Here is a 25,690-nt window from a genome sequence, read left to right as displayed (position 1 = left end):
CGACCGGAGAACCCATGACCCTCGAGAACTGGACCCAGACCCTGGGTGCGGGACCATTGCTCGGCATTGCCGCCGGCGCGATCGTCGTTCTGCTCCTGCTCATCATCCAACTACGGATGCACGCCTTCGTCGCCCTGATCCTGATCAGCCTGCTGACCGCCTTCGCGACCGGCATCCCCGCCGGCAGCGTCGTCTCGGTGCTGACCGACGGATTCGGCTCCACACTGGCCTCTGTGGCCCTGCTGGTGGGACTGGGCGCCATGCTCGGACGCATCGTGGAGATGTCGGGCGGGGCCAAGGTCCTCGCCGACGTCCTGATCCGCAAATTCGGTGAGAAGCGCGCCCCGCTGGCCCTGGGCGTGGCCTCGCTGCTCTTCGGGTTCCCCATCTTCTTCGACGCCGGACTGGTCGTGATGCTCCCGGTGGTCTTCGCCGTCGGGCGACGCCTGGGTGGCGGCGTATTGCTCTACGGCCTGCCCGCCGCCGGTGCCTTCTCGGTCATGCACGTCTTCGTACCACCGCACCCGGGCCCGGTGGCGGCCGCCGAATTCTTCGACGCCAATGTCGGATTCGTCCTGCTCATCGGGCTCATCGTCGCCCTGCCGACCTGGTACCTGGCCAGCTACCTGTACGGCAAGTGGGCCGGACGCCGATGGGAACTGCCGATCCCGAGCCTGTTGGGCGAAGCCGATGCCGAGCACGAGTCGAACCCGCCGGCCTTCGGCACGGTCATCTCCGTGCTGTTGCTGCCCCTGGTGCTGATCTTCATGAACACCGGGCTGAACACCCTGGCTTCGGCCCAGGTCCTGCCCGAGGCAGCCCAGGACGCCGCATGGTTCCAGCTGCTGCGCGCGGTCGGCGAAACGCCGGTGGCGCTGCTGATCTCCCTGCTGGTGGCCTCCCTCGTGCTGGGCATGCGTCGGGGCATGAGCAAGAACGCCATCGAACAGGTCATGGAGAAGGCCCTGGGCCCGGTCTGCTCGGTCATCCTCATCACCGGTGCCGGTGGCATGTTCGGCGGCGTCCTGCGCGCCTCGGGCATCGGCGAGGCCCTGTCCGACGTGCTGGGCGATCTGGGGGTGCCATTGATCCTGGCCGGCTTCCTCATCTCGGGCATCCTGCGCGTGGCCCAGGGATCCGCGACGGTGGCCTTGACCACCGCCGCCGCACTGCTGGCCCCCGCCGTGGCGGTCGCCGGCCTGAACGACATCCAGTTGGCGACCATGGTGGTGGCCGTGGCCGCCGGCTCGGTGATCATCTCCCATGTGAACGACTCGGGCTTCTGGCTGGTTGGACGGTTCTTCGACATGGACGTCAAGACGACCCTGAAGACCTGGACCGTGTTGGAGACACTGATCGGCGTGGTCGGGTTTGCTTTCGCGGCAGTGATCTTCGGCTTCGCTTCACTCGGGTAGCGCGGCAGGTCCACCGGCCATCCCGGCCACTCCGCCGGGATGGCCGGACCCGAGGTGCTAGCGACGCCCCCGGGCCGGGCCGCCGCGGCGCTTGCCGCCGGAGGATTTCCCGCCGGGACCTCCACCTTTCTTCCCGCTTCCGGGTCGCGGCGCACCCGCGGCGGACTGGTCGCCGCGCTGCCGGCGTCGCTGGGCTTGGGCGGCCGCGGAACGTTCCCGCTCCTGCACCGAGGGCTGCCGGGAGGAATTGGCCCTACGTCCACGGACGATGCCGATGAACTCCTCCACGCGGGGGTCCTCCGGCTCATCACCGACAGGCTTGAGCCAGGCGACCCCGATCCGGGTGGACGGGGCCCCCGTCACGATCTTCTGCACGACGTCCTTGCGCCGGTACAGGCGTCCGACGGATTGGGGGACGATCACCAAGCCGGTCCCGGCACCGACGACCTCCAGGGCCATCGCCGTTCCCCCGACCCGTGGCGGATAGTCGGCCAGGTCCAACCAGGTCTCCTCGGCCAGCTCCTCCAACGGCACCTCGTCGTCGTACAACTCCAAGGCATGTTCACGCGGGGCACACACCACGGGCAGCTCCTCGTAGAGCGGGATGACGTGGGTCATCCCGTCCGCGGGGTTCACTCCGTCGGGGAACCTCATGAACACCAGGTCCGCGTCACCGGTGGCCAGCAGCCCCCGCGGATCGTCCCCGATGTCATGCATCGTCGCCTGGACCGGAACCCCGGGTTGACGCTCCCGCCAACGATCCAGCCACTTATCCGGGGTCACGCCCGGCACGAACGCAATTCTCAGTTCAGCCACGACCGCTAGCCTACCGGCACCCTCCGCGCCCGGTAGGCTGGGACCATGACCCAGAAATCCTCGCAGAGCATGAAACCGGCCACTGCCGCCAAGAAGCTTGGTGTGTATCTTCCCGCCACGCCTGCCGAGTTCCAGGATGGTCCCCTCACCCGGGACGCCCTGGACGACATGATGAATGAACCGCCCGAATGGCTGGTCGAGTTGCGTCGGACCGGACCGCACCCGCGCCCGGTCATCGCCCGCAAACTCAACGTCAGCATCTCCGGGCTCGCCCGGGGCGGCATCGACGAAGCACTGACCACCGCGCAGATCGACGAATTGCTGGCCGACCGGCCCGAATGGCTGCAGGCCGAGCGCACCAACATGGCCGAGGTCCGCGCCGAAGAAGCCCGCATCAAGGAAGCCGACGCCCGCAAGGCGGCGGCACGCGAGACCCCGGGCAGCTGACCGGACCCATCGTCGTGGTCGACCCTTAACAAAAAGCGGCGCCCATCCCCAGAGGGGGAGGGCGCCGTTTTCGGGCGAACCAGACGGTGCCTAGTTGGCGGTCTTCACGATGTAGACATCGCACGGGGCGTTCAGGGCCACACTGGAGGCCACGCTTCCGAGCACTCGCCCCAGGCCCTTCATCCCGACGTTGCCCACGACGATGAGCTGGGCTCCCAGCCTGCTGGCTTCCTCCACGAGGGCATCCTGCGGCTTGCCCTTGACGGCGGAGGCCTTGATCGTGGCCCCCGGGACCAGTTCACGCAGCTTGGTGGCGGACTTCTCCGCCAGCTTCTGTGCCTGTTCCGCGTCGTCGAGGATCCACGTATCACTGCCGATCTGGACGACTTCGGTGTTGTCCTTGGTGTGGGCGGTGATCACCACGAGGTTCGCGCCCAGGCCGGCCGCAACGGTCGCAGCACGCGTGGCCGCCTTATTCGCGGTCTCGCTGCCGTCGACACCGACGATGACTGTTCCTGACATGTGTTTCCTCCCTGTCTGGTGTGACGCCGTTGGCGCCGACACCCCTTGGTCCTGCTTGGTCTACTTGGTCTTCTGCCGCAGGAAACCAACGGCCCGTTCCCAAGCCAATCGTGCCGCTTCCGGACGATAGTTCCCCTGGGGGTCCTCATCATTATGGAACGCGTGAGGCGCTTCATAGTAGTGGAATGTGACTTCGGACTCGGATTCGGCGCGGAGCTGCTCTTCCTGCTCCTTGGCCTGCTCCACCGGGAAGAGCCCGTCCTCGGTCGCATAATGTCCCTGGACGGCCGCCTTCACGCCGGTGAACGACTCGGGCACCGCCTGGCCCACGCCGTAGAACGGGACGGCCGCAGCGATCCGTTCCCCCTGTTGCGCCGCGAGCGCCAACACGAAGCCACCACCCATGCAGAAGCCGATGGCCGAGACCTTCTCACTGGTGACCTTCTCCAACCCCGACAGGTAGTCGACGGCCCCGGCCAGCAACCGGGCGCCCTCGGCCTCGGGCAGCTTTTGCATCATCTCCCCGGCTTCGGCACCGTCGTGGGTGATCCAGCCTCCATACAGATCGGGGGCGAGGGCGACGAAACCCTCGGCTGCCAGACGATCCGCGACGTCGCGAACATGACCCGTCAGGCCCCACCATTCCTGGATGACGATGACCCCCGGTCCGCTCCCCGAAGCGGGCTCGGCCAGATAGCCATGGGCGTCCTGCCCGTTGGAAGGGAACGCGACATTCTGATGAGCTGACGGTTCAGCCACGGATGCACTCCTGCTCGTCGACGATCTGGTTCGCTTTCCCAGTCTATGCAGATCATGCCTCCGGGTCTCCTCCCCGGGCGTACAAGTCCAGGCCCCGGTGGTCCCCTCCACGAAAAATGTCCTCCTCCCGGGATTCCGGGAGGAGGACATTTCATCCAAACTCGTGCGCGAGGGGGGACTTGAACCCCCACGCCCTTGCGGGCACTGGCACCTGAAGCCAGCGCGTCTGCCTATTCCGCCACTCGCGCAAGTTACTGTTTCGGGTTTCCCCTGAACAGCGAGAACAATCATAACCATGCTGCCGGGGCATCACCTAATCGGGTCCCATGGTGTGATGAGCCGCACCCCGGGGAACCAAATACCCCGAAAATCTCGTTGCGTTATGGAAGAGAGGCCTGCACCGTCGGACGTTTCGGTGGCATGACAAGTAGTATCGGAATGGCACAGGCCTCAGGGCCGGCTGTTTCGTCACGCGCCGTGGCCGGAGCGGCGTACAGGACAACCGACTTCGAGAGGAGCAGCGCCCATGGGTTTGGTCGACAATGTCGAGCGCGGTCTCGAAAAGCTGGTGAGCACCGTCTTCCGGGGATCGGGCTCCTCCGAGGTTCAGCCGGTCGAGATCGCCAGCCAACTTCGCAACGAGATGGACAACCGGACGCTGACCTTGTCCCAGGGCCGCACCCTGGCCCCCAACTCCTTCAAGGTCAGGCTGGGGGCGGCCGATTTCGAACGCGCCAAGCAGTGGGGCGCCACCCTGGCCGAGGAACTCTGCGATGCCGCCGTCAAGCACGCACGCTCGCAGCAGTACACGTTGCAGGGCCCGGTCACCGTCTCCTTCCACCGTGACGACGACACCAAATCCGGCAGCTTCTCCATCGACGCCACGATGGACAAGACGACCGCCCCCGCCGCGGCCTCCGCCCCGCCACCGGCTCCGAGCGCTCCACCACGTCCACCGCCGAGCAAGCAGGCCGTACTGGACATCAATGGCCAGCGCTATGGGCTGCATGCCGATTCCGTGGTGCTCGGCCGCTCCGCCGACGCCGACATCCCGGTCGAGGACCCCGGGGTCTCGCGCCGCCATATCGAAGTCGTTCGTGAGGGTTCCCGGGCGTGGGCCGTGGATCTGGGGTCCACCAATGGCAGCTACGTCAATGGCCAACGGGTCGTCGACCGCGAGGAACTCTTCGATGGCTCCATCATTGCCATGGGGCGCACCCGCATCACGTACCGGCTGGTCCCCCGATCGAGTGGAGACAGCGCATGAGCGACCTCTTCCTGACCGCCCTACGCCTCGGGTTCCTGATCCTGTTGTGGATCCTGATCATGAGCATCATCGCCGCGCTGCGTCGGGACTTGTCCATCGGCAAGCGGGCGAAGACCGGCGAGCCGACGGCACGCGAGGTCCGTAAGAACCCCGAACTGGCGCCCGAACCGGCGCCACCGGCCAAGAAGGCGGCACGAACCCTGGCCATCCTGGAAGGACCACTCAGCGGGACGAGCCTGGATCTGGCGGCCAGCCCCATCCTGCTGGGGCGGGCCCAGGAGGCCACACTCGTCCTCGAGGACGATTACGCCTCCGGGCGACATGCCCGATTATTCCCGCAGGGCAGCCGTTGGTTCATCGAGGACCTCGGCTCGACGAACGGCACCTATCTGGGGGAGAACCAGTTGACCCGAGCCCAGCCGGTGGAGATCGGCCAGCCCATCCGGATCGGCAAGACCGTCATGGAGTTGAGGCCGTAGTATGGCGCTCACGTTGCGGTTCGCAGCGCGGTCGGATGTGGGGTTGGTCCGCGCCAAGAACGACGACTCCGGCTATGCCGGCCGCTATCTGGCGGTCGTGGCCGACGGCATGGGCGGACATGTCGGCGGGGACGTCGCCTCGGCATCGACCGTGCTGGATCTGGTGCATCTGGACCAGGACCGGACGGTCGACGTGGAAACGGTGCTGCCGGACGAGATCCAGACCGCCAATTCGATCCTCAACGAACTGGTCAGCGCGAACCCGAAGCTCTCCGGGATGGGCACCACCGTCACGGCCCTGCTGCTGACCGGGGACCGCTTCCAATACGCCCATATCGGCGATTCCCGCGCCTACCGGCTCAAGGATGATGTCTTCGAACAGGTCAGCAAGGACCATACGTTCGTCCAACGGCTCGTGGACGAGGGCCGCATACGCCCCGAGGAAGCCGAGCACCACCCGCATAAGAACGTGTTGATGCGGGTCCTGGGCGACTCCGATGCGAGTCCCGAGCTGGATATCGACCAGTTCCCCATCGCCCCGGGGGAGCGCTGGCTCCTATGCTCCGACGGCCTCAATGCCGTCGTGCCCGACGACATCACCGAGCGCATCGTGCGGACCGCCGGTTCGTTGCAACAGACCGTCGACGCATTGGTCGAGGTCACCCTCCAGCATGGCTCCCCCGACAACGTCACCATCGTGATGGTCGAAGTCGCTGAGAATGCCGACGACGACGCCCCGGGGGTTGACCCCGGTCTCGAACCCGCCCCGGATACCGGCCAACTCCAGGTCGCCCAGCAAGGCGATCTCGGGGCCAGCGCAGCCGTCATCCGCCACGAGATGTCCATTCGCCCCCATGCCCTAGTCGGCGCGGCCGCCCTGGCCACCCAGACCGGACAAATCCCGATGGTCACCCAACGGTCGGCGGAGAAGCGGGCCGCCGCGATCCTGACCCATAAGGCTTCCGAGCCCGACGAGGTGCCGGAGGACCGCGAATTCGATCCCATGCGTCGCCCGCTGAACCGGGGGTGGCTCATCCCGACCTTCCTGACCCTGATGGGACTGATCCTGGTTTCCGTCTTGTGGTTCGGGTTCGCCTGGACCCAAACGCAGTACTACGTGGCCGATCACGACGGCAAGGTGGCCATCTACAACGGCGTGTCACAGGATCTGGGTCCCATCAAGCTCTCCCATGTCGACACCGTGACGCATATACCCACGCAGGCCCTGCCCTCCTACACGCAACAGAGGTTGCGCAACTCCTTGGCGGCCCGCGATCTCGCCCATGCCCAGGACATCGTGACCGAACTGGTCATCAGCGCCAAACAGGCCTGTCCGGTCGTGGTACCGGCCGATCCGCAGTCCGCCGACTCGCCGCCGGGCTTGCCCAATTATTGTCAGGAGGTGACACCGTGAGCGAAACCCCGGAACTAGAGACCGCGCCCATCCCACGGCGCAATACCGAACTGGTGTTGCTGATCCTGGCCCTGGCCGTCGCGGTGGGTGCCAACTACCTGGTCAGCTTGAGCAACACGGATGGTTTCGACGAAGGGTTCATCACCCAAGGAGCCGTCCTGGCCGGCATGGCCCTGGTCATGCATATCGTGCTGAGGATCTGGGCGAAGTATGCCGATCCGATCATTCTTCCCTGCGTGGTGGCGCTCAACGGGATAGGGATCGCGATGATCCACCGGCTGGATCTGGCCAACAACGACGATGCGGCGACCCGCCAACTGTTGTGGACCGGCCTTGCCATGGCCGCTGCCATCGCCACGCTATGGCTGGTTCGCGACCACCGCATCCTGCGCAAGGCCCCCTACACGTTCCTGGTCATCAGTGCCCTCCTGCTGCTCCTGCCACTCGTGCCGGGCCTGGGCAAGGTCATCAACGGCGCCCGCATCTGGATCTTCATCGGGCCCCTTTCCTTCCAGCCCGGTGAGCTGGCCAAGATCACCCTGGCGCTCTTCTTCGCCGGTTACCTCTCGACCCACCGGGACCTGATCCTGCTGGCCGGCCGCAAGATCGGTCCCCTGCAGCTCCCCCGGGCGAGGGACCTCGGCCCCATGATCGTCGCCTGGCTGCTCAGCATCGGCGTGCTGGTGATGCAGAGCGACCTCGGTTCATCCATCCTGTTCTTCGGCCTGTTCATGGTCATGATCTACGTCGCGACCGGGCGTATCAGCTGGATCATCATCGGATTGGTCATGGTGGTCGTCGCCGGGTTCTTTGCCGCGCAATTCATGTCGCACGTCGCCTTGCGACTGAATTCCTGGCTCCACGCCTTCGACCCCTCCGTCTACGACCAGCAGTACGGCGGGAGCCGGCAAATCGTCCAAGGCCTCTTCGGGCTCTCCAACGGCGGACTGTTCGGTACCGGCCTGGGCAATGGACGACCCGACTTCGTCCCCCTGGCCAACTCCGACATGATCATCGCCGCCCTGGGTGAGGAACTGGGTCTCATCGGCCTGGTGGCCATCATCCTGCTGTTCGTCATCCTCATCAGCCGTGGAATCCGCGCCGCCCTCGGCAGCCGGGACGCCTTCGGCAAACTGCTCGCCGCCGGCCTCTCCTTCACCATCGGCCTACAGTGCTTCGTCCTGATGGGAGGGGTGACTCTGTTGATTCCATTGACGGGGCTGACCACGCCCTTCATGTCGGCGGGCGGGTCCTCCCTGCTCTCCAACTGGATCATCGTCGCCCTATTGCTCCTAGTCTCCCATAATTCCCGGAGACCAGCCCTCACGGGACCGCTCAACGAGCGGGACATGGCCGCGGCCGGACCAGACATCAGCGCGAAGGCGAAGGCCCGCGAAGAGGAAGACGCCCGGCGCCGCGCCAAGAAGGCACAAGCCAAGGTAGCCACGCCACCGCGAAAGGGGGACACCGCATGAACACCGCCATACGCCACGTGTGGATCGCCATCGTCTGCCTCTTCGTCCTGATCTTCGGCGCCCTGAGCTACATCCAGTTCTTCGCGGTCAAGGACCTCAACGCCAATCCGCTCAACACCCGGCAGCTGTACAAGAACTTCGATCTGGCCCGTGGTGCCTTGCTGGTCGACGGAACACCGATCGCCGAATCCGTCGCCTCCGATGACCAATTCGACTACCAACGCGTGTACCACGACCCGAAACTGTATGCGCACCTGACCGGCTTCTACTCGCTGACCTACGGTGCCAACCACCTCGAAGGCGTCATGAACGACGAGCTCAACGGGCAGAGCGACTCGCAGTTCTACAACCGCATGGTCAACTTGTTGACCGGTCAATCCACCGAGGGTGCCTCCGTGGAGCTCACCATCGACCCGGCTCTCCAGAAGACGGCCTATAATCTGATCCCCGACGGACAGCAGGGGACCATCATCGTCTCCGAACCGAGTACGGGAAACATCCTGGCCATGGTGTCCAAGCCCAGCTATGACACCAACCTCCTGGCCGTGCATAGCGGGAAGATCGCCTCGAAGAACATGGCGGACATCCTCGAGACGAACGGACTGAGCCCGAACATCAACCCGGCCATCAACAATCTGATCTCACCGGGTTCCACCTTCAAGATCCTCGACCTGGTCGCGGGCCTGGAATCGGGGAAGTACGACCTTGATTCGGTCTACGACAATCCGACGTCGATCACTCTGCCGGGCACTTCGACGAAGGTGAACAACTTCGACCAGGGCATCTGCGCGAACCAGAACCGGGCCAAGCTCGAATTCATCGTGGCCCAGAGTTGCAACACGCCATTCGTGGCCATGAGCGAGGCGGTCGGGCAGGACGCCTTGCGCGACGTCACCGAACGTTTCGGTTTCGGCCAGCAACTGGAGATCCCGCAACGCGTGACCCCCAGCCAATTCCCGAGCGATCTCACTCCGGACCAGTTGGGCCTGTCCTCGATCGGACAGTTCGACGTCAAGACCACGCCCCTGCAGATGAACATGGTCGCCATGGGCATCGCCAATGACGGGGTCATCATGAAGCCGAACCTGATCAAACGGGTCACCGCTCCGGATCTGAGCGTGCTGGAAGAACCGAAGCCCGAGGAATTCAGTACGGCAACGACCAAGAAGGTGGCCAACCAGGTGACCGAATTGATGCGCGCACCACTCAAGGGCGGGACGGCCTACACGGCAGACATCCCCGGGCTGGACATCGCGGCGAAGACCGGCACGGCGCAACTCGGAGATGGGACCAAACGCGTCAATTCGTGGATCACCGGCTTCGCCCCGGCGGATGACCCGGAGGTCGCTGTCACCATTGTCATAGAAAAGACCGACTACGAGACCGGCCACAACCTGACCAGTCCAAACCTGAAGAAGATGCTAGAGGCGGTGTTCAATAAGTGAGGCCTACATCGGGTATCACCCTGGGCGGTCGGTTCCAACTGACCGAGCGGATAGCCATCGGCGGAATGGGGGAGGTCTGGAAGGCGCGCGATGAGATCCTTGGCCGGATCGTCGCCATCAAGATCCTCAAGGAGGAATACACCGGCGACCCCGGCTTCCTGCAGCGTTTCCGCGCCGAGGCACGCCATACGGCATTGTTGAACCACGTAGGCATCGCCAACGTGTTCGACTACGGCGAGGAAGGCGGTTCGGCCTACCTGGTCATGGAGCTGGTCCCCGGCCAGCCGCTGTCCGCCATCATCGAACGCGAACGGGTCCTGTCCCCCGACAGGACCATGTCCATCATCGCCCAAACCGCCCGCGCCCTCGCCGCGGCCCATGCACAGGGCCTGGTCCACCGGGATGTGAAGCCGGGCAACCTGCTCATCCTGCCCGATGGTCGGGTGAAGATCACCGACTTCGGCATTGCACGCATCGCCGACCAGGTCCCCCTGACCGCGACCGGGCAGGTCATGGGCACCGCCCAGTATCTTGCCCCCGAACAGGCCACCGGGCAGCAGGCCAGCGGGTCTTCGGACATCTACTCCCTCGGAGTCATCGGCTACGAGTGCCTGGCCGGTCGTCGACCGTTCACCGGCGAATCACAGATCGCCATTGCGCTGGCCCAGGTCAACGACAACCCTCCGGCACTCGATGAATCCATCCCGGCCAAATATCGGGCTTTGATCATGTCGATGCTGGCCAAGAGTCCGGCGGAACGACCGGAGACCGCCACGAAGCTGGCGGAGGCGGCCGACGCCATCCGGGCCGACAACCTCGAGGCGGCCCAAACCGCCGTCCCGGGCATCATCCCGTTCCTGGGAACCGGCGGTGGCGACGCCACGCAGGCCATCAACGTGGGAGATGCTCCCACCCAGGCCAACCCGCAGACACCAGAGGCGGGTTCGGGGACCCCGAGCACCAGTGCCTTGCCCATGGTCTCCGACCAGACCACCCGCGGTCCGCAGGCCAGCAAGGAGTACGACGACGCTGACGCCACTCGCGTCCAGGGTGCCGCCGCCGCCGCGGGCGCCGGGGCCGGGTCCGGCAACGACGACCAGGATTTCAATTCGGTCCTCGGCGCCAGCAAGGATTGGGATCCCGATGACGAGGACGGCGCCGCAGCTGGTGCCGGGGCCGGCGCCGGCGGAGCCTCAGGCGGTTCCGGGACCCCTCCGCGGAAAAAGCGGAACCCCTGGATCTGGCCCCTGATCGTGATCGTGGTCCTGGCCTTGCTCGCGGTGTGGCTCGTGCCCATGTTCACCGGTGACAAGACCGGCAACGAGTCTCCGGCATCAAGCGCGCAGTCCTCGCAGAAGACCGTCAAGGTCGATGCTGACGACTACCTCGGCATGGACGTCGACAAGGCCTCGGCCGAATTGAAGGACCTGGGCCTGGAGGTGTCGACGAAGGAGAAGGAAGCCAGCGATCCGGAGAATTCGGTCGTTGCCGTTTCCCCCACCGGTACCGTCAAGGTCGGCACCGTGATCGAGCTGAGCTACGCCGTGCCGCTGCCGGTGGAAAACACGCCTCCGCCTCCGCCGGTGCAAGAGACCAAGACCAAGGCCCCCGCGCCGACCAGGAAGTCCACGCCGGCTCCGAGCAGCAAATCCTCGAAGCCCTCCAGCAGCAAGGCCAGTAGCTCCGCACCTGCCCCGCCGACGCAGGCCCCCACCACCTCGGAACAGACCGAACCTCCCAAGGAAACGGCACCGTCCAAGGCCCCGGTCACGGAGCCTCCAGCAACCAAGCCGACGGATTCGAAAAACCCTGACGCTGCCAAGGACGACAAGGGGTCAAATGGAAATTTCAAGCAGGCCGCCCCGACCGGCGCGGGCAACTAACGCTGAGGCGTGCAGAGGAAATGTGTGACTGAACCCCGAATCCTGAACGCCCGCTATGAAGTCGGCGACCTCATTGGTCGCGGCGGCATGGCGGATGTTTACCATGCCCGCGACCTCCGGCTCGGGCGCGAGGTCGCGATCAAGCTGCTGCGTCGCGACCTGGCCCGCGATCCGGTGTTCCAGACCCGCTTCCGCCGGGAGGCCCAGGCCGTCGCCGGGTTGAACCATCCAGCCATCGTCTCCGTGTACGACACCGGCGAAGAGGATGTTGATGCTTCGGGGGACCACGTCACCAAGCTGCCGTACATCGTCATGGAGTATGTCCGGGGGAAGACCCTGCGTGATCTGTCCAAGGCCGGGGAATTGAATCCCCAGTCCTCGGTCAGGTACACGCTCGGCGTCCTGTCGGCCCTGGAATACAGCCACCGCATGGGCATCGTCCACCGGGACATCAAGCCCTCCAATGTGATGGTCACCGGCGACGACGCCGTAAAGGTCATGGATTTTGGTATCGCCCGCGCCATGTCCGATTCCTCGGCCACCATGACCCAGACGCAAGTCGTGGTGGGGACGGCCCAGTATTTCTCCCCCGAACAGGCCCGCGGGGAAACCGTCGATGCCCGCAGCGACCTGTATTCGGCAGGCTGCCTCCTCTATGAGCTGCTCACCGGCAGGCCACCCTTCACGGGCGACAGTCCCGTCTCCGTGGCCTTCCAGCATGTGAGTGAAAAGCCGGTCGCCGCCAGCGTCCACAACCCCGAAATCAGCCCTCGGATCGACGAGGTCATCTCCACGGCACTGACGAAGGACCGGGACGACCGCTATCAGGATGCCGCGGCTTTCGCTGCCGCGTTGCGCGCGGCCCAGGACGACCGCCCCGTTCCGAAGGATCTGGGCGATGCCACCCAGGCCCTGGCCGTCATGCCTATGTCGACCCAGGCGATGCTGACCACCGAACCACCCACGCAGGCCCTCGCTTCCGGGCCCCCCGGGAACGAGGGCAGGGAACGTACTGCCGCTCTGGCCGCCGAGGGCTCCGGCGGGGCCGGGGACACCGGGAAACAGCCTGCCGTGCACGCCACCGATTCACAAGAGTCCTTGCTCGCCGGGTCTTCGGGCCCCTCCCGGACCGACGAGGCCGACCGTCAACGCACGTCGCGCCGACGGGCATGGATCACCGTCTTTTCCATTCTGGCGGTGATTGTCATCGCCCTCGGTGCCTGGTTCTTCTGGAACTGGAGCCAGGACCAGCAGGAACGCAATGCCATGATCCCCGTTCCCGACGTATCGAACTTGTCGGTGATCGATGCACAGAACAAGATCTACGCCGCCAATCTGAAGCCCGTCACCAAGGAGGTCTACGACGACGACGTCGATTCCGGCTCCGTGGTGGGAACCGACCCGAAGGCCGGCTCCTCGACACGCAAGGACTCCGAGGTCCAACTGCTGGTATCTCAGGGCCCCGAACAGGTGACCCTGCCCAAGGACCTGGCCGGCCAGTCGGAGGCCACCGTGCGCAGCACGCTGGAACGGCTGGGTTTGGACGTCTCCGACGATGTGAAGCGCGAGAACACGGCGACCGTGGAACTGGGCAGCCTCATCGGGACGAATCCGAAGCTGGGGGAGAAGGTCAAGACCGGCAGTCTGATCGAACTGACGCTCTCCACGGGCAAGGTCACTGTTCCTTCGCTCATCGGCCTGGATGTGGACGAGGCGCGCAAGGTCCTCTCCGACAACGCCGTCGGGTTGCAACTCGAATCCGAAGAAAAGGAGAGCTCCAAGCCCGTCGATAGCGTCATCGAACAGACTCCCGTGGGTGGCAAGGATCTGGATCAGGACGGCACCGTGAGGGTCAAGATCGCGAAGAAGCCGGAACCGGAGGAATCCCCCTCTGCTCCACCGTCCGAATCCGAACCCGGATCGGATTCCAAGGAGTCCAAGGAGTCGGCGAAGGAAAGTTCAAAGAGTTCGAAGGCGGCCGAGAAGTCATCGGAGAAGGCTGCGTCCGAGTCGGCCAAGGCCTCCAAGAAGGCGTCAAAGTCCTCGAAGGCAGCCGAACCCTCCCCCTAGCCGCTGTCCCGTCCAGGAAACGCCGCTTCCTTGCCGAGGTGGGGGCTGGGCGGAACAGTGGCCAGGTGTGGCCGGATCAGTCGGTGATCAACGGGCTCAATTTCTCGGCGCGGGCCGCCGCACCGGAGAGGCCGAGTGCTTCCAGCCAGTTCCCCAGCATGTGGTACCCACCTTCGGTGAGCACCGACTCGGGGTGGAACTGGACGCCCCATAGGGGGGCCTCGCGGTGGGCCAGACCCATGACGACGCCACCATCGGTTTCGGCGATGATCTCCAACTCATCCGGGATCGACGCGCGGACCGCCGCCAGGGAATGGTAGCGGGTGGCCGTGAACGGATTGCTGATGTCGTGGAACAACGGGTGGGTTCCATGATGGACCGACGAGGTCTTGCCGTGCATGAGTTCCTCGGCGTGCGTGACGACCCCGCCGTAGGCCTCGGCGAGGGCCTGGTGTCCGAGGCAGACCCCCAACATCGGTTTGGCGTGTTCACCACACCAACGGATGAGATCGATGCAGACCCCGGATTCGCCGGGCGTCCCGGGGCCGGGGGAGACCAGGACACCGTCCCGGGCCTCGGCCAGTTCAATGGCCTGGGCCACCGTCACGTCGTCATTGCGCACGACGGTCGTTTCGGCACCGAGTTCGCGCAGGTAGCCGACCAGCGTATAGACAAAGCTGTCATAGTTGTCGATCACTAGGATCCGCGTGGGGGCGGGCATTGTCACTGCACCAGACCAATCGTTGATTCGGTCCATGGGCTGTACTGACTGGCCCAGGGAAACACGTATTCCATCAACACCAGTATGACGAGCACCGCCAGCAATGCTGAAATCAACAGACGCACCCACCACGGGCCGGGTAGCTTTCCGAATAACCATGCGTACACGCTCTGACTCCTTCACTGGGGTGGTGTTCTTCGATGGTGGCGGACCGGGGACGTAGATTTCCGGATTCAGCCGCCGCCGGTCGCGCGACCCACGGCTTCGGCGATCACCGCTGGGGGTCCCGCATCCAAGGGGCGCCATGATTCAAGCTCCGAATAGGCGATGATCCGCATCCGTGTCGTGAACGGCGGATGGCAACTGGTCATCGTCAGCAAGGATTCGCCGGCCTGTTCCCCGGGTTCGTGCGGCACCGGCAGCAGGACCTTGGAATCCGAGGGATCGACGATCTCCGTGCTGCGGTACCGGTAGGTGTAGTAGCCCTGCCGGGTCTGGACGTACAGCTGGTCCCCGTCGACCAGCTTGTCGATATCCCAGAAGACCTGTCCGTGGGTCTGCCGGTGCGCCGCGACGGCGAAGTTCCCCTGTTCGCCGGGCAATTGTGTCTGCGGGTAGTGTCCGATGCCCAAATGGTCGAGGACGTCGCTGCCTACCCCTTCGGAGATGGGCCGCGCATAGTCCTTCCCGAAGCGCGGCACATACAGGACCCCGAAGGTCTCCTCCCCGTCCAGGTTGGTTTTTTCCGGGGTGCCGTACTTCTTCCGGTCGGCATCGGCGGCCTCTGCCGATTGGGAAGGGCCGGTGGAGGCGTTCGCATCACCACCGGCGAATTCCTGCAGCGTTCTGGACGTCAGCTCTTCCTGGGCGCCATCGGCTTCAATGTTGGTCCACCACAGCTCCCATGCCACGAAAAGGAGAACGATGACCCCGAGCGTCACCAGGACCTCGCCGAGGCCACCGATGATCGCCGCGGATCGGCTCCGTCGACGCCCGGGTTTCAGCGGCGCTGTTGACTCGGGGACAGCGGGCACGAAAACCTCCTGACGCGGTACCGGTAGAATGTCGGTGACGTGGGTGGCCGCATGGATACTGCTGTGCCGGCCCCCACCCATGACAGTATCGCCCGGGTCGCAAACAACGAGTGTTTGACCCGCCCAAGGTCAGGAGTACCAGTGCCCGAGTCGAGGACCCGCCGCAAGGCCCGCAGGCAGTCTGAAGCCGCCAATAAGAACGGGGATGTCAAGGCCCTTCCGGTGTGGTACAAGCCGGTCATGTTCGGTCTGATGATCCTGGGGCTGCTCTGGATCATCACCTACTACATCTCCCAGGCCACTCTTCCGTTGGGGATCGCCGGCGGGTGGAACATCGTGATCGGCTTCGGTATCGCCATGGTCGGGTTCTTCATGACGACGCGCTGGCGTTAGCCGGGCCGAAGGGCCTCAGTCAACGTATTTGAGTCCGACGACGCATCCTACGAGGAGCATCAAGAGCAGGACCTTGACCCAACTGATGGATTCACCGTCGATTGCCATCCCGTAGATCACCGTCAGGGAAGCTCCGATGCCCACCCAGACGGCATAGGCGGTTCCTGTTGGTATGTCCTTCATGGCATATGCCAGTCCGCTCATGCTGACGATGAGCCCGCCTCCGAACACGAGGCTGGGCACCAGTTTTGAAAAACCCTCTGATTTGCCGAGGGCGATCGCCCATACCGCTTCGAACATTCCTGAGACAATCAGCACGAACCACGCCATGATCAACCACCGTTACCTTCCGGCGGCCGTCTTGTCGCTGTCCGGGTACGGCTCCCTCGTCCGGTCGGAGCAATCGGCTCCTGCCCGGCACGCTAGCACACCGCCATGGAGCAGGGACCTAGTCGTGAGATGCTGTATACCCGACGAAAGGACACCATGCCTCCCACTGCCACCCCTCTGACCGGATCCCGTCTGACACCCCAGCGGCTCTATGGTTTCCTGGCCACTGCCGAGATGTTCACCTGGGGGCTTCTGCTGCTGGGAATGGCCTTGAAGTACGGGAACATCAGCGACAAATTCGTTCCGGTCTTCGGGGGCATCCACGGACTGACGTTCATCAGCTATTGCGTGGTGACCTGCTTCGTCTGGGTCAATCAACGGTGGTCGTTCGGCCGGGGCCTGCTGGGGCTGGCCTCCGCCTTCATTCCGTTCTGCACGGTGCCTTTCGAACGCTCCGTCAAACGGGCGGGCCTGCTCGACGGCGGCTGGAGGCTGGGTGTCGGCGGGGATGAGCCCCATGGCTTCATCGAAATCGTCCAGGCATGGTGCCTACGCCATCCCCTTCCCGCGGTCATTCTGGGCATCGTTTTCATCGCCGTGGTCTTTACGGTGCTGTTGATGCTCGGTCCACCGGTTCCCCGGGGCTAGGCCGACACATTTCGTTGGCAGGCCTCGGGCCGCGGATCAGGTGCTCAGGGACGGGGTAGTTCCAACACCCCCGAATTCCGGGCAGCTGTCCGGACGGCTTCACCGACCCGCGCCAGGGCCGGGGAATCAAGCTTCCACCGCTGCCAATACAGCTCGACCCCGCGGGTCCAGTGCGGATCCAGGACCTCCAGCAGACCCTCTCCCGGGTCCTGCGCGTCCGGCACCATCCCCCATCCGAGGCCGTCGATGACCGCCCGGACGAACTGGGACGAGTCCGGTACATGGTGTCTCGGGGGCTCCGCCTGCACACCACAGACGGATCGGACCAGCGCGTGCTGCAGCTGGTCCGAACGATCAAAATCAACCATGGGGGCCACCGCAAGCCCCCGCGGGGGATCTTCAGCGAACCAGTGCCTCCTGAACGCCGCTGAAGCCATCGCCGTGTACCGCAGTGTCCCCAGGAGTTCGGTGGAACACCCCTGCACGGCCCTCCCGTCGGTCGTCACGGCCGCCATCGCCGTGCCCGCCCGCAACAACTCCGCCGAAACGGACTCATCCTCACGCAGGAGTTCGAGTTCAAGGCTTCCATCCTGGGCCAACAACCTGAAGGCGCCGGGGAACCAGGTCGCCAGGGAATCAGCATTGACGACCACCCTCACCGCCGCACGCACCGGGGTCCGGGCAGGGTCCGTGGCGCCCCCGCCGGAGAGTTCCGCCGCGGCTTCTGCAGCCAGGAGATCGGTCTGGCGCGCCAGGCGCAACAAGACCGTGCCGGCGGCCGTGGGCAGCGCGGGCTTTCCCCGACGGACGACCACGGTTCCGACCTGCGTTTCCAACGCCTTGATCCGTTGGCTCACCGCCGAAGGAGTCACCCGGAGCCGTGTGGCGGCTGCGTCGAAGGTGCCGGTATCGATGACCGCTGCAAAAGCGCGGAGCTGGTCCGCCGGAAAATCCATATTAGATATTCTAATGTCCCATGCATATCTTTAGCTGGTCTACTGCATGTTGCTCCGCTTACCGTTGACCAGTGACCTATTTTCCTTCCCTGCTCGCCGGACTGGGTTCCGGTTTGGCGTTGATCATCGCGATCGGGGCACAGAATGCCTTCATACTGCGCCAAGGCATCCGGCGCGAACACGTGCTCGGCGTTGTCCTCATCTGCGCCCTCTCCGATGCGGTCTTGATCTTCGCCGGCGTTGCCGGGGTGGGGGCCCTGGTCGCCACGGCCCCCTGGCTGCTGGTGCTGGCCCGTTGGGCGGGGGCCGCCTTCCTTGTCGGTTATGCCTTCGTGGCGCTGCGTCGGGTTGTCCGTCCTGCGGCGCTCACCGTCGACCGCGGGACCCCGGGGACCACCCGCAGGTCGGTACTAGCCACTGCTGCCGCGCTGACCTGGTTGAATCCCCACGTCTATCTGGACACCATGATCCTGCTCGGCACGATTGCCAGCGCCCACGGCGACCCGGGGAGGTGGATCTTCGCCGCCGGGGCCGTGCTGGGAAGCTTCCTCTGGTTTCCGGCGGTCGGATTCGGCGCCCGCCTCCTGGCCGGCTTCTTCGCCCGCCCCGGCTCCTGGCGGGTCCTGGATGGCCTGGTAGCCGCGGTCATGTTGTTGGTCGCCATCAGCTTGCTCACCGGGCCATGAACCTCGGCTGGGACGAGCGACGACACGGTCAGTCCAGTTGACGCCTATGGACCGTCCAGGTCCGGACCGCCGTGAACCCGGCCCGTTCGTAAACGCGGCCCGCACCGGTGGGGCTGGCTGAATCAACCGCCAGGTCCACCATCCGGTACCCATCGCGCTCTGCTTCCGTCACGATCCAATCCAACAGGGCGGAGGCCAGCCCTTGGTGGCGGGCGCGACTCCTGGTGCCCAGCAAGCTGACATGGATCTCCCCCTCGGCCCATTGACCACACAAGGCATATCCATCGACGCTTTCCACCGGATCCAGCCCGATATCCCTGGTGCGGACGACCGGGCTCAGGGACGCACGGAAGCTTCGGGCGGACTGCTGATCGGCCCATCGTTCCCGGGTCTTCGGGACCGCCCCCCAGTGATCGGCGAAGGCATCATTATGGGCCCGTCGGACCGCTTCTTCCATCTCTGCGGTGTAGACCTCTATCAGCGGCCCTTCCGTTGAGGGGGGCGCCTCCACGGTGTCACCGCGCCGACGCGGCAACTCGATCATCATGTCGGTGAAATATCGAACCGGGGCGTAGCCCCGCGACACGGCCATGCGTCCCGAGCTGGATCCTTCGGCTCCTGTTGCCAAACCCACGCTCACCGGAGCCCCGGGGTGCCTCTGCGCCGCCAATTCGCGCGCACGGGCCTCCAGGCCATCCATGATCCGGCGGCCGATTCCTCGGCCCCGGTGGTCCGGATGCACTCCACCATCGATGGTTGCCTTGGCCTGGCCCTCGAAGAGCACGTCAGCCACACGCAGCTGCCCAAAACCCACCAGTTCCTCGCCGTCCCACACCGCGATGCTGTCCCGTCCCGGATCGAATCCGGGTTCTTCCAGTTCTTCCGCGAGATCCTCGGCATCGTAGAACTCGTCGGTCTCATCGGCCTGCGCCAAGAGGTTCGTCAGACCGGACCAGGCAACGAGATCGACGGCTGACAGGGCGGAAAAGCGTATGGTCATGGATCCTCCAGTCATCCCCTGCCCCGATGCCGCCGGAATTTCCAGGGTGGACTCAAGATACAGGCGAGTGTTGTCCCACGTCACCTCCCCACCCCGTGTTCCACCGTGGTGTCAGGGGCCTGCTGGTGGGGTCGATCAGCGTTCCGGTCCGGGTTCACCCCAGTCATGCACATGCTGTGAATATAGTTATCCACAGCTGGGGATAGAGCTGTGCGTAACTATGTTCGATTAGCCCGCGCTGGCAGGGATGCAGGTCCCGGAAGGCATTCGAATTACATGGGTGTGAGTTATTAACAATGTGGACAACCCCTGTGGATGACGACTCGATGTTCGAATTTCCGCGTGATTTCGCGGTTTTGGTGTCCCCGGGCCGACGGGCACTGCTCGAAAGCTCGTCATGAAGCTGTACGCACAGGCTGTGCACGACAGTTATCCACAGGTGTGGATTGTTATGTGAATATTCAAGCGGATCGGCCCACGATTTGATGCCTTCGGGCCAGCACCCGGGGATGCGCGGACGGAATGTTCAGTGAATTACACGGCTGTGAGTTATTAACAATGTGGATAAACCCTGTGGATAGTCTTCCCCGGGAGCGACGAAAAAGGGGGTGGGCGGTGGAATGATTCCACCGCCCACCCCGTGGATGTGACCCGAATACAACCGGACCGCTGGTCGATCAACCCATTATTGGTTGGTACAGTGCGCGGATCGGTGCCCAGCCCAACCAGGTGAGTACGCCAAGCGCCACCACGATGATCCCGATGCCGCTCCATTGAAGGAGTGCCCGGTTCCTACCGCGCGGGGAAAAGACCAACACGGCCGCTACCGCACCACCGGTGACCAGACCGCCCACGTGGGCCTGCCAGGCGATGTTGGCGCCCGGCAGGAAACCGATGACTAGGTTGATGCCGATGATCACCAACACGGGGACGAGGTTGCCACCGTGGGCCTTGGTCACGACCATGAACGCGCCGAATAGCCCGAATACGGCGCCGGAGGCGCCGACCACCGCGACGTTCGGCGCCGCAAGAAGCAACACACCCACCGAGCCGCCGAAACCGGCCACCAGGTACAGGACCGCGAACCTCACGTGCCCCAGGGCCGGCTCCAGGACCCGGCCCAGGATGTAGAGGGCATACATGTTGAAGGCGATGTGCATGATCAGACCCGTGGAGTGCAGGAACAAGGAAGTGATCATGCGCCACGGTTCGCTCCCTGTGTACAGGCCGGCATAGAGCAGACGATCCGTCAGCCCCGGTATCAGGTACTGGCCTCCGAAGAGCACCACGCACAGGGCAATCACCGCATACGTGACGGTCGGACGTCCAGAGGTCAGCCGCCCGCCGGTGACCGTCTGCGGTCGGCGCCGTTCGCTGTTTGCCTGCGCGACGCATTCAACGCACTGGACCCCCACGGCGGCCGTGCGCTGGCATTCGGGACAGGCGGGGCGCCCACAGCGTTGGCAGCGAACGTACGAGGGACGATCGGGATGCCGCGGGCACGTCGGAACCGGCGTCTGGGGTTCCTGCTCTGGTTGGCCGAAGGCCATGTCATGCTCCTGGTTCGTGGTCAGGGATGGAAGACGAAAGGGCGGTCCCCGTCGGCTCCGGGGAGTCGATGGGGAACCGCCCTTGCTGTGCGGGGGATGTCCGCCGTGGCTGTTCCTGAGTCTAGAGGGCCTCGACGTCGATGCTTGAGACGACAACGTCCTCAAGCGGCTTATCGCGGCCATCGGTCGGAACCTTGTTCAGCGCGGCAGCAATTTCCCGGGATTTCTCGTCCGTCACCTCACCGAAAATGGTGTGCTTTCCCTGCAACCAGGTGGTCGGGACCGTCGTAATGAAGAACTGCGAACCGTTGGTGCCCCGGCCCATCTGCAGGCCGGCGTTGGCCATGGCGAGCTTATAGGGCTCGTTGAAGTCCAGATCGGGGTTGATCTCATCGTCGAATCGGTAGCCGGGGCCGCCGACGCCCTGGCCCAACGGGTCCCCGCCCTGGATCATGAAGTCGGAAATGATGCGGTGGAAGATCGTGCCGTCGTACAACGGGGTGCCGGTCTTCTCCTCGCCCGATTCCGGGTGGGTCCAGTCCTGCTCGCCGGTGGCGAGTCCGATGAAGTTCTTGACCGTCTTCGGGGCGTGGTTGCCGAACAGGTTGACCACGATGTCACCGTGGTTCGTGTGGATGGTGGCCTTATGCGTGGGGATTGCAGTCATGACTTCATTCTTCCACTTCCCCGCACTCATCCGTGAGCCCCCGCGGCAGGTCGACTACGCGGACAGTGAACATCGGTCCTGGACGGTAGCCTCACCCACGTCGTGAATAGCCCGTCAACCCTCCAACGCGTAGGCTAGGCGTGGATACTCCAACTACTTGGGAGGAACGTGTGAAGAAGAAGAAGCGAATGGCCCGAGATCTGCGTTGTTCGGTCAATGCCGGTACCGGGAATGCCCGTGATTGGGCAGCCCCGAAGGTAGATGCAGCCGTCAACTGGGCGGTGCCCCGGCTTGAGAAGGGCGTCGAGAATGCCTCCCCGCGCATCCAGGAGGGATTCCAGCGTGCCACCAATGAAATTGCCGGTGGTGTCGCCAAGGTGACCCCGAAGATCCAAGACGGTCTCGACAAGGTCGCTCCGCGCATCTCCCAGGCCGTCGATGACGTTTCTCCGCGGCTGCAGGAAACCCTCGACAAAGCCACCCCGGCCTTGCAGCATGCCCGCGATGTCGTGGTCAATGACTACATCCCTTCCGCAAGTGCACGTCTGGGCGATGCCGCCGGATACGCGGCGCGTCGGTTGGATGATGTCCAGGTTCCCGCTCAGGTCGAGCAGGCAGTTGCCCGGGCCACCGGTGACAAGAAGGCACTCAAGCGGGCCCAGAAGGCCGCAGTGACCGCAGCCAAGGAAGCCTCCAAGCAGCTCAAGCGCGAAAAGGCCCGTCAGAGCCGTAAGCGCGGTTTCCTGGTCTTTGGCATCATCGCCGCGGTGGTCACCGCAGGAGTGGCCGCCTGGCGTGCTTCCAAGCCCGTCGAGGATCCTTGGAAGACCCCGGTCGAGCCGGCCCCCGTCCCCGCGCCGGTTCCGGCTCCCGAGACCCAGCTGAAGACCGAGGACGTGCACACCCACGTCACCGAGGCCACGGCACAGGCCAAGGCGGAAACCGAAGAGCCGAAGGCACCGGTCGCAGCCGAGCCGACACCGAAGGCACCCGAGGCCGCAAAGGCCCCTGCCGCCGAGGAGGGCACGGACGCCCCGAAGCCGGGCCCGCGGAGCTCCGCACGCCGGCGTGCCGACGATTCGGACGATAAGTAAGCATTCATCCGAAACGCGTGAAGCGGCGGTGATCCTGAAGGATCACCGCCGCTTTTGTCTTGTCTGGTGCTCAGTCATCCTGGACGGCTGGCAGGTGCCGTAGGCTCCGCCCTTGCCCCCAGACCACTGCCAGGAGCCCGAGTAGGATCAGGATCAGCCCCAGGTACGTTCCCACCGGCGGGCTCTGACCCAGGAAGATCCCGGCCAGGATCGCCGCTCCCGGGATCTCCAGCAGGATGATCATCGAGACCACCAGTGGCCCCAAGGCCACGACCAGGTGGTTGAAGACAGTATGGCCCAGCAGTTGGGAGGCAACCGTCAGCGCGATGATCCCGACCCATCCGGCGAGCGGGAACCCGACGAGCTGTTCCCCCATGAGCACGGACATGATCAAGAGCATGGCGGCCGTCAAGGCGTAGCACACCGTCGTATAGCTTCCGGTGTCCATCGTGGCCCGGGCCTTGCTACCGGCAAGCGTGTAGGCCCCCGCAAAGGCTCCTCCGACCAATGCCAGTAGGTCTCCGAGGAGGGCTTCTGCCGACCCGTCGCCGACATCGAAACCGGTGATGACAACGACTCCGGCCAAGGACAGGGCCATGCCCCACCCGACCTGCTTGCCCAGAGCAGCTCCACGGAGTCGTTGGAAGCCGGCGATCCAGGCGGACTGCAGGCACACCAGCGCAGTAGCCGCAGCGACGGTGGTCAAACGTACCGAGGTCATGAACGTGGCGAAGTGCAGGGCCAACGCGACGGCCGCAATCAGGCAGTACTTCCATTCGCGGTGCGTGGGGAACCGCAGTCGTCCGCGGCTTTGGACCGTGGCCATCACGCCCATGGCGCCGGCACCGAGTCCGTTGCGCCAGAAGGCCATGGCCAAAGGCGGGACACTGGGCGTAGCCGCAACGAGGGGCCCGGATGCGGAGACTCCAAGGACGCCTACGAGAGCCAGCAGGAAGATCACATGACCACTCTAGGCTGCCGGGAAGAAGCCCTCGGGATGCGAGTCCACAAATGACAAGGTCCCGGGTCGATGACCCGGGACCTTGTCTTCAATATGTGGAAGCAATTGGGCGCTGCGGGAACAGGCGACCACGGGTTCAGAAGCTCGTTTCCGCATGGAATCAAAGGATTCGGGGTGACGGCGACGAGTCGGGCAAGGTTGACGACTCACTGATTGGGGCCTCGGCAGAACCAAGTAAACGACCTCGAACACGCCTCACAGGCAGCGAAGTGGACGCTATGCGAACAGCCCGTGAGCGCGGGGTGAGCGTGAAGGCGATCGCGAAGCAGTTCGGGATTCACCGGGGCACGGTGTGGGCGAAGACTCGGTAGCCGCATTGAACTCTTGCCTCCGCGTGAGCGCAGATCAGCGTTGAGAGTCACAGAACCGCAGAGGACTAACAACTTCCAGGCTGATCTTGGCGCTCAAGTAGCTCTCAGTGCATTCGAGAACGTACTTGGTGCCGCATGGTTTGTCCCGGGCGTTGGCCCCTTTCGGCAAGCGTCGCAGCCGACGACCTTGTATAGACATTGCTGGCAGCCCGCCGGGAGCGATCTGCCGCGATCTCCTAGGAGTTTCACCGTCGAAGAAGCACGAACATGAGATAGATCCCCCCGAGCACGGTGGTGACGAGACCCGCGGGTGGTCCGCCCGGGAGTGCGTGCTGAGCCAGCAGATCGGCCATCGCGAGGAGTACTGCGGCGACGAGCGTCGAAAGCGCGAGGGGCGCCTCAGAGGTACGGACGAGCGCACGCGCGATCGGTGGCGCAACCAGCGGGAGCAACCCGATTGGTCCACACAGCGCGGTCGCGATGGCCGCAAGCATCACCGAGATCACGATCAGCTGGATGCGCAGCGTGCGAGGTGCGGAACCCAGGCTCGTCGCGAGATCGTCGCCGAGCGTGTGCACCTTGATCCGCCGCACGGCAAGTGAGCTGAGCACTGATCCGACCGCGAGAGCCGCAGTAGAGAGAAATACGGTCTGCCATGTAGATGCTGCGAGAGAACCTGCACCCCAGGTGGCTGCCGTCATCGCAGACTCAAGGGAGGCGGACAGGATGATCCAGCTGTTGATACCGCCGAGCAATGCGGCGAGGGCGACGCCAGCGAGAAGGAACCTGCTGCCGCTCTGAGTACTGCGTCCACCGGAGACGGAGAAGAGAACTGCGGCAACGATCAGGGCGCCGATGAGCGCAGCGGGTGCGACGAGTTCCCACTGCGAGCCAACGTAGACCAGCAGGATCAGCACGGCGGTGTATGCGCCCCCGGAAATGCCGATGAGATCGGGGGAGGCTAGAGGGTTACGCGTGACGGTCTGCAGCAGGGCTCCGCTCAGGCCGAGGCACGCACCAACGGCGAGGGCCGTAACGCCACGCGGCATCCGCCATTCCAGGACAACAGTGTGATCGAAGCCCGTCCCCTGACCGGTGAGCACCTGCCAGAACCGATCGAGCGGGATCGCGTAGCTTCCGACGGACACAGCAAGTACCAGCGTGGTGACGCCGACAGCCGCGACGATAACGAGCGAGAGAGCCGTTCTACGACGGCGTCGGTAGACGACTTCGGATGTGGCTCGCGACGCTTCATTTCGCGGCATCGCCACAGAGGGGTGCGGATGC

At 64.6% G+C, this 25,690-nt stretch carries 26 protein-coding genes, 1 tRNA gene and 1 riboswitch; of the genes, 13 read left to right on the top strand and 14 right to left on the bottom strand.

All coding sequences use genetic code 11. The features are described 5' to 3' along the window. The first annotated feature begins 14 nt into the window (after positions 1–14). Positions 15–1,415 carry a GntP family permease gene (locus tag ACT3UE_RS01415; protein ID WP_443383817.1) on the top strand — a complete coding sequence of 467 codons (1,401 nt, stop codon included), beginning with the start codon at positions 15–17 and terminating at the stop codon, positions 1,413–1,415. Positions 1,416–1,472: 57 nt separating this feature from the next. Here ACT3UE_RS01415 and ACT3UE_RS01410 read toward each other — a convergent pair whose 3' ends face one another. Then, entirely contained in the window at positions 1,473–2,231 is a 759-nt protein-coding gene (locus ACT3UE_RS01410) for a substrate-binding domain-containing protein (RefSeq protein WP_443383814.1), read from the bottom strand. A gap of 45 nt (positions 2,232–2,276) precedes the next feature. Between ACT3UE_RS01410 and ACT3UE_RS01405 the strand changes: the two genes are divergently transcribed. Beyond that, on the top strand, positions 2,277–2,678 hold the full coding sequence (locus ACT3UE_RS01405; RefSeq protein ID WP_443383811.1) for a DUF5997 family protein: 402 nt from the start codon (positions 2,277–2,279) through the stop codon (positions 2,676–2,678). A 90-nt stretch (positions 2,679–2,768) separates the two neighbouring features. Here the strand turns inward: ACT3UE_RS01405 and ACT3UE_RS01400 are convergent, their stop codons facing one another. The 3 genes from ACT3UE_RS01400 to ACT3UE_RS01390 form a co-directional block, all read right to left on the bottom strand. Then, positions 2,769–3,200, bottom strand: coding sequence for a universal stress protein (locus ACT3UE_RS01400; protein WP_086994058.1), 432 nt, complete (start codon positions 3,198–3,200; stop codon positions 2,769–2,771). 60 nt (positions 3,201–3,260) lie between these two features. Beyond that, complete coding sequence (locus ACT3UE_RS01395; RefSeq protein WP_444566107.1) at positions 3,261–3,959, bottom strand: dienelactone hydrolase family protein; 699 nt, start codon at positions 3,957–3,959, stop codon at positions 3,261–3,263. Positions 3,960–4,123: 164 nt separating this feature from the next. After that, a tRNA-Leu gene (locus ACT3UE_RS01390) sits at positions 4,124–4,207 on the bottom strand. A gap of 278 nt (positions 4,208–4,485) precedes the next feature. Between ACT3UE_RS01390 and ACT3UE_RS01385 the strand changes: the two genes are divergently transcribed. From ACT3UE_RS01385 to pknB, 7 genes are read left to right on the top strand one after another with little or no spacing between them, the layout of a single operon-like run. Beyond that, positions 4,486–5,226, top strand: coding sequence for an FhaA domain-containing protein (locus ACT3UE_RS01385; RefSeq protein ID WP_444554489.1), 741 nt, complete (start codon positions 4,486–4,488; stop codon positions 5,224–5,226). Further along, the gene (locus tag ACT3UE_RS01380) at positions 5,223–5,705 is read left to right on the top strand and encodes an FHA domain-containing protein FhaB/FipA (RefSeq protein ID WP_444554488.1); all 483 of its coding nucleotides are present in this window, start codon (positions 5,223–5,225) and stop codon (positions 5,703–5,705) included. The genes ACT3UE_RS01385 and ACT3UE_RS01380 overlap by 4 nt, the downstream gene beginning before the upstream one ends. Position 5,706: 1 nt before the next feature. Further along, positions 5,707–7,119, top strand: a complete 1,413-nt coding sequence (locus ACT3UE_RS01375) for a PP2C family protein-serine/threonine phosphatase (protein WP_444554487.1) — start codon at positions 5,707–5,709, stop codon at positions 7,117–7,119. Further along, complete coding sequence (locus tag ACT3UE_RS01370; RefSeq protein WP_444554486.1) at positions 7,116–8,594, top strand: FtsW/RodA/SpoVE family cell cycle protein; 1,479 nt, start codon at positions 7,116–7,118, stop codon at positions 8,592–8,594. The genes ACT3UE_RS01375 and ACT3UE_RS01370 overlap by 4 nt, the downstream gene beginning before the upstream one ends. After that, positions 8,591–10,039 (top strand): penicillin-binding transpeptidase domain-containing protein, encoded by a 1,449-nt coding sequence (locus tag ACT3UE_RS01365; protein WP_444554485.1) that lies wholly within the window; start codon positions 8,591–8,593, stop codon positions 10,037–10,039. The genes ACT3UE_RS01370 and ACT3UE_RS01365 overlap by 4 nt, the downstream gene beginning before the upstream one ends. Then, positions 10,036–11,922, top strand: a complete 1,887-nt coding sequence (locus ACT3UE_RS01360) for a protein kinase domain-containing protein (RefSeq protein ID WP_444554484.1) — start codon at positions 10,036–10,038, stop codon at positions 11,920–11,922. Before ACT3UE_RS01365 ends, ACT3UE_RS01360 begins: the two co-directional genes overlap by 4 nt. A 24-nt stretch (positions 11,923–11,946) precedes the next feature. Next, positions 11,947–13,992, top strand: a complete 2,046-nt coding sequence (gene pknB / locus ACT3UE_RS01355; RefSeq protein WP_444554483.1) for a Stk1 family PASTA domain-containing Ser/Thr kinase — start codon at positions 11,947–11,949, stop codon at positions 13,990–13,992. A 76-nt stretch (positions 13,993–14,068) separates the two neighbouring features. On the opposite strand, the gene ACT3UE_RS01350 is transcribed toward pknB, so the two are convergent. The 3 genes from ACT3UE_RS01350 to ACT3UE_RS01340 form a co-directional block, all read right to left on the bottom strand. Continuing rightward, positions 14,069–14,713, bottom strand: coding sequence for an anthranilate synthase component II (locus tag ACT3UE_RS01350; protein WP_444554482.1), 645 nt, complete (start codon positions 14,711–14,713; stop codon positions 14,069–14,071). A gap of 2 nt (positions 14,714–14,715) precedes the next feature. After that, positions 14,716–14,880, bottom strand: a complete 165-nt coding sequence (locus tag ACT3UE_RS01345; RefSeq protein ID WP_443383319.1) for a hypothetical protein — start codon at positions 14,878–14,880, stop codon at positions 14,716–14,718. 66 nt (positions 14,881–14,946) lie between these two features. Then, positions 14,947–15,747, bottom strand: a complete 801-nt coding sequence (locus ACT3UE_RS01340; protein WP_444554481.1) for a class E sortase — start codon at positions 15,745–15,747, stop codon at positions 14,947–14,949. A gap of 141 nt (positions 15,748–15,888) precedes the next feature. On the opposite strand from ACT3UE_RS01340, the gene ACT3UE_RS01335 reads away from it, so the two are divergent. Then, positions 15,889–16,140, top strand: coding sequence for a cell division protein CrgA (locus tag ACT3UE_RS01335; RefSeq protein WP_444554480.1), 252 nt, complete (start codon positions 15,889–15,891; stop codon positions 16,138–16,140). Positions 16,141–16,155: 15 nt separating this feature from the next. Here the strand turns inward: ACT3UE_RS01335 and ACT3UE_RS01330 are convergent, their stop codons facing one another. Beyond that, complete coding sequence (locus ACT3UE_RS01330) at positions 16,156–16,470, bottom strand: DMT family transporter (RefSeq protein ID WP_444554479.1); 315 nt, start codon at positions 16,468–16,470, stop codon at positions 16,156–16,158. A 21-nt stretch (positions 16,471–16,491) separates the two neighbouring features. After that, positions 16,492–16,556, bottom strand: a riboswitch (guanidine-III (ykkC-III) riboswitch). A gap of 70 nt (positions 16,557–16,626) precedes the next feature. Here ACT3UE_RS01330 and ACT3UE_RS01325 point away from each other — a divergent pair. After that, a complete protein-coding gene (locus ACT3UE_RS01325) occupies positions 16,627–17,118 on the top strand; it encodes a DUF3817 domain-containing protein (protein ID WP_444554478.1) in 492 nt (163 codons plus the stop codon). A gap of 44 nt (positions 17,119–17,162) precedes the next feature. Here ACT3UE_RS01325 and ACT3UE_RS01320 read toward each other — a convergent pair whose 3' ends face one another. Beyond that, positions 17,163–18,074, bottom strand: coding sequence for an ArgP/LysG family DNA-binding transcriptional regulator (locus tag ACT3UE_RS01320; RefSeq protein ID WP_444554477.1), 912 nt, complete (start codon positions 18,072–18,074; stop codon positions 17,163–17,165). 71 nt (positions 18,075–18,145) lie between these two features. Here ACT3UE_RS01320 and ACT3UE_RS01315 point away from each other — a divergent pair, with 71 nt between their 5' ends. Then, positions 18,146–18,760 (top strand): LysE/ArgO family amino acid transporter, encoded by a 615-nt coding sequence (locus ACT3UE_RS01315; RefSeq protein WP_444554476.1) that lies wholly within the window; start codon positions 18,146–18,148, stop codon positions 18,758–18,760. Positions 18,761–18,788: 28 nt separating this feature from the next. On the opposite strand, the gene ACT3UE_RS01310 is transcribed toward ACT3UE_RS01315, so the two are convergent. The 3 genes from ACT3UE_RS01310 to ACT3UE_RS01300 all read right to left on the bottom strand — a co-directional run bounded on the left by ACT3UE_RS01310 (position 18,789) and on the right by ACT3UE_RS01300 (position 21,977). Further along, a complete protein-coding gene (locus tag ACT3UE_RS01310; RefSeq protein WP_444554475.1) occupies positions 18,789–19,760 on the bottom strand; it encodes a GNAT family N-acetyltransferase in 972 nt (323 codons plus the stop codon). Positions 19,761–20,437: 677 nt separating this feature from the next. Continuing rightward, positions 20,438–21,310: a rhomboid family intramembrane serine protease gene (locus ACT3UE_RS01305; protein WP_444566106.1), complete on the bottom strand. Its 873-nt coding sequence runs from the start codon at positions 21,308–21,310 to the stop codon at positions 20,438–20,440. A gap of 121 nt (positions 21,311–21,431) precedes the next feature. Beyond that, a complete protein-coding gene (locus ACT3UE_RS01300) occupies positions 21,432–21,977 on the bottom strand; it encodes a peptidylprolyl isomerase (protein WP_444554474.1) in 546 nt (181 codons plus the stop codon). A gap of 188 nt (positions 21,978–22,165) precedes the next feature. Between ACT3UE_RS01300 and ACT3UE_RS01295 the strand changes: the two genes are divergently transcribed. Then, positions 22,166–23,071: a hypothetical protein gene (locus ACT3UE_RS01295; RefSeq protein ID WP_444566105.1), complete on the top strand. Its 906-nt coding sequence runs from the start codon at positions 22,166–22,168 to the stop codon at positions 23,069–23,071. A 70-nt stretch (positions 23,072–23,141) separates the two neighbouring features. On the opposite strand, the gene ACT3UE_RS01290 is transcribed toward ACT3UE_RS01295, so the two are convergent. Beyond that, entirely contained in the window at positions 23,142–24,032 is an 891-nt protein-coding gene (locus tag ACT3UE_RS01290) for a DMT family transporter (RefSeq protein WP_444554472.1), read from the bottom strand. Between the two features lie 616 nt (positions 24,033–24,648). Beyond that, a complete protein-coding gene (locus ACT3UE_RS01285) occupies positions 24,649–25,668 on the bottom strand; it encodes a FecCD family ABC transporter permease (RefSeq protein ID WP_441839907.1) in 1,020 nt (339 codons plus the stop codon). Between the last annotated feature and the right edge of the window lie 22 nt (positions 25,669–25,690).

It is taken from the genome of Arthrobacter sp. 179, from assembly GCF_052379645.1.
In the GTDB taxonomy this organism is placed as follows: domain Bacteria; phylum Actinomycetota; class Actinomycetes; order Actinomycetales; family Micrococcaceae; genus Arthrobacter_H.
The sequence above is the reverse complement of the archived record's forward strand: the minus strand, read 5'-3'. Positions and strand labels throughout refer to the sequence as shown.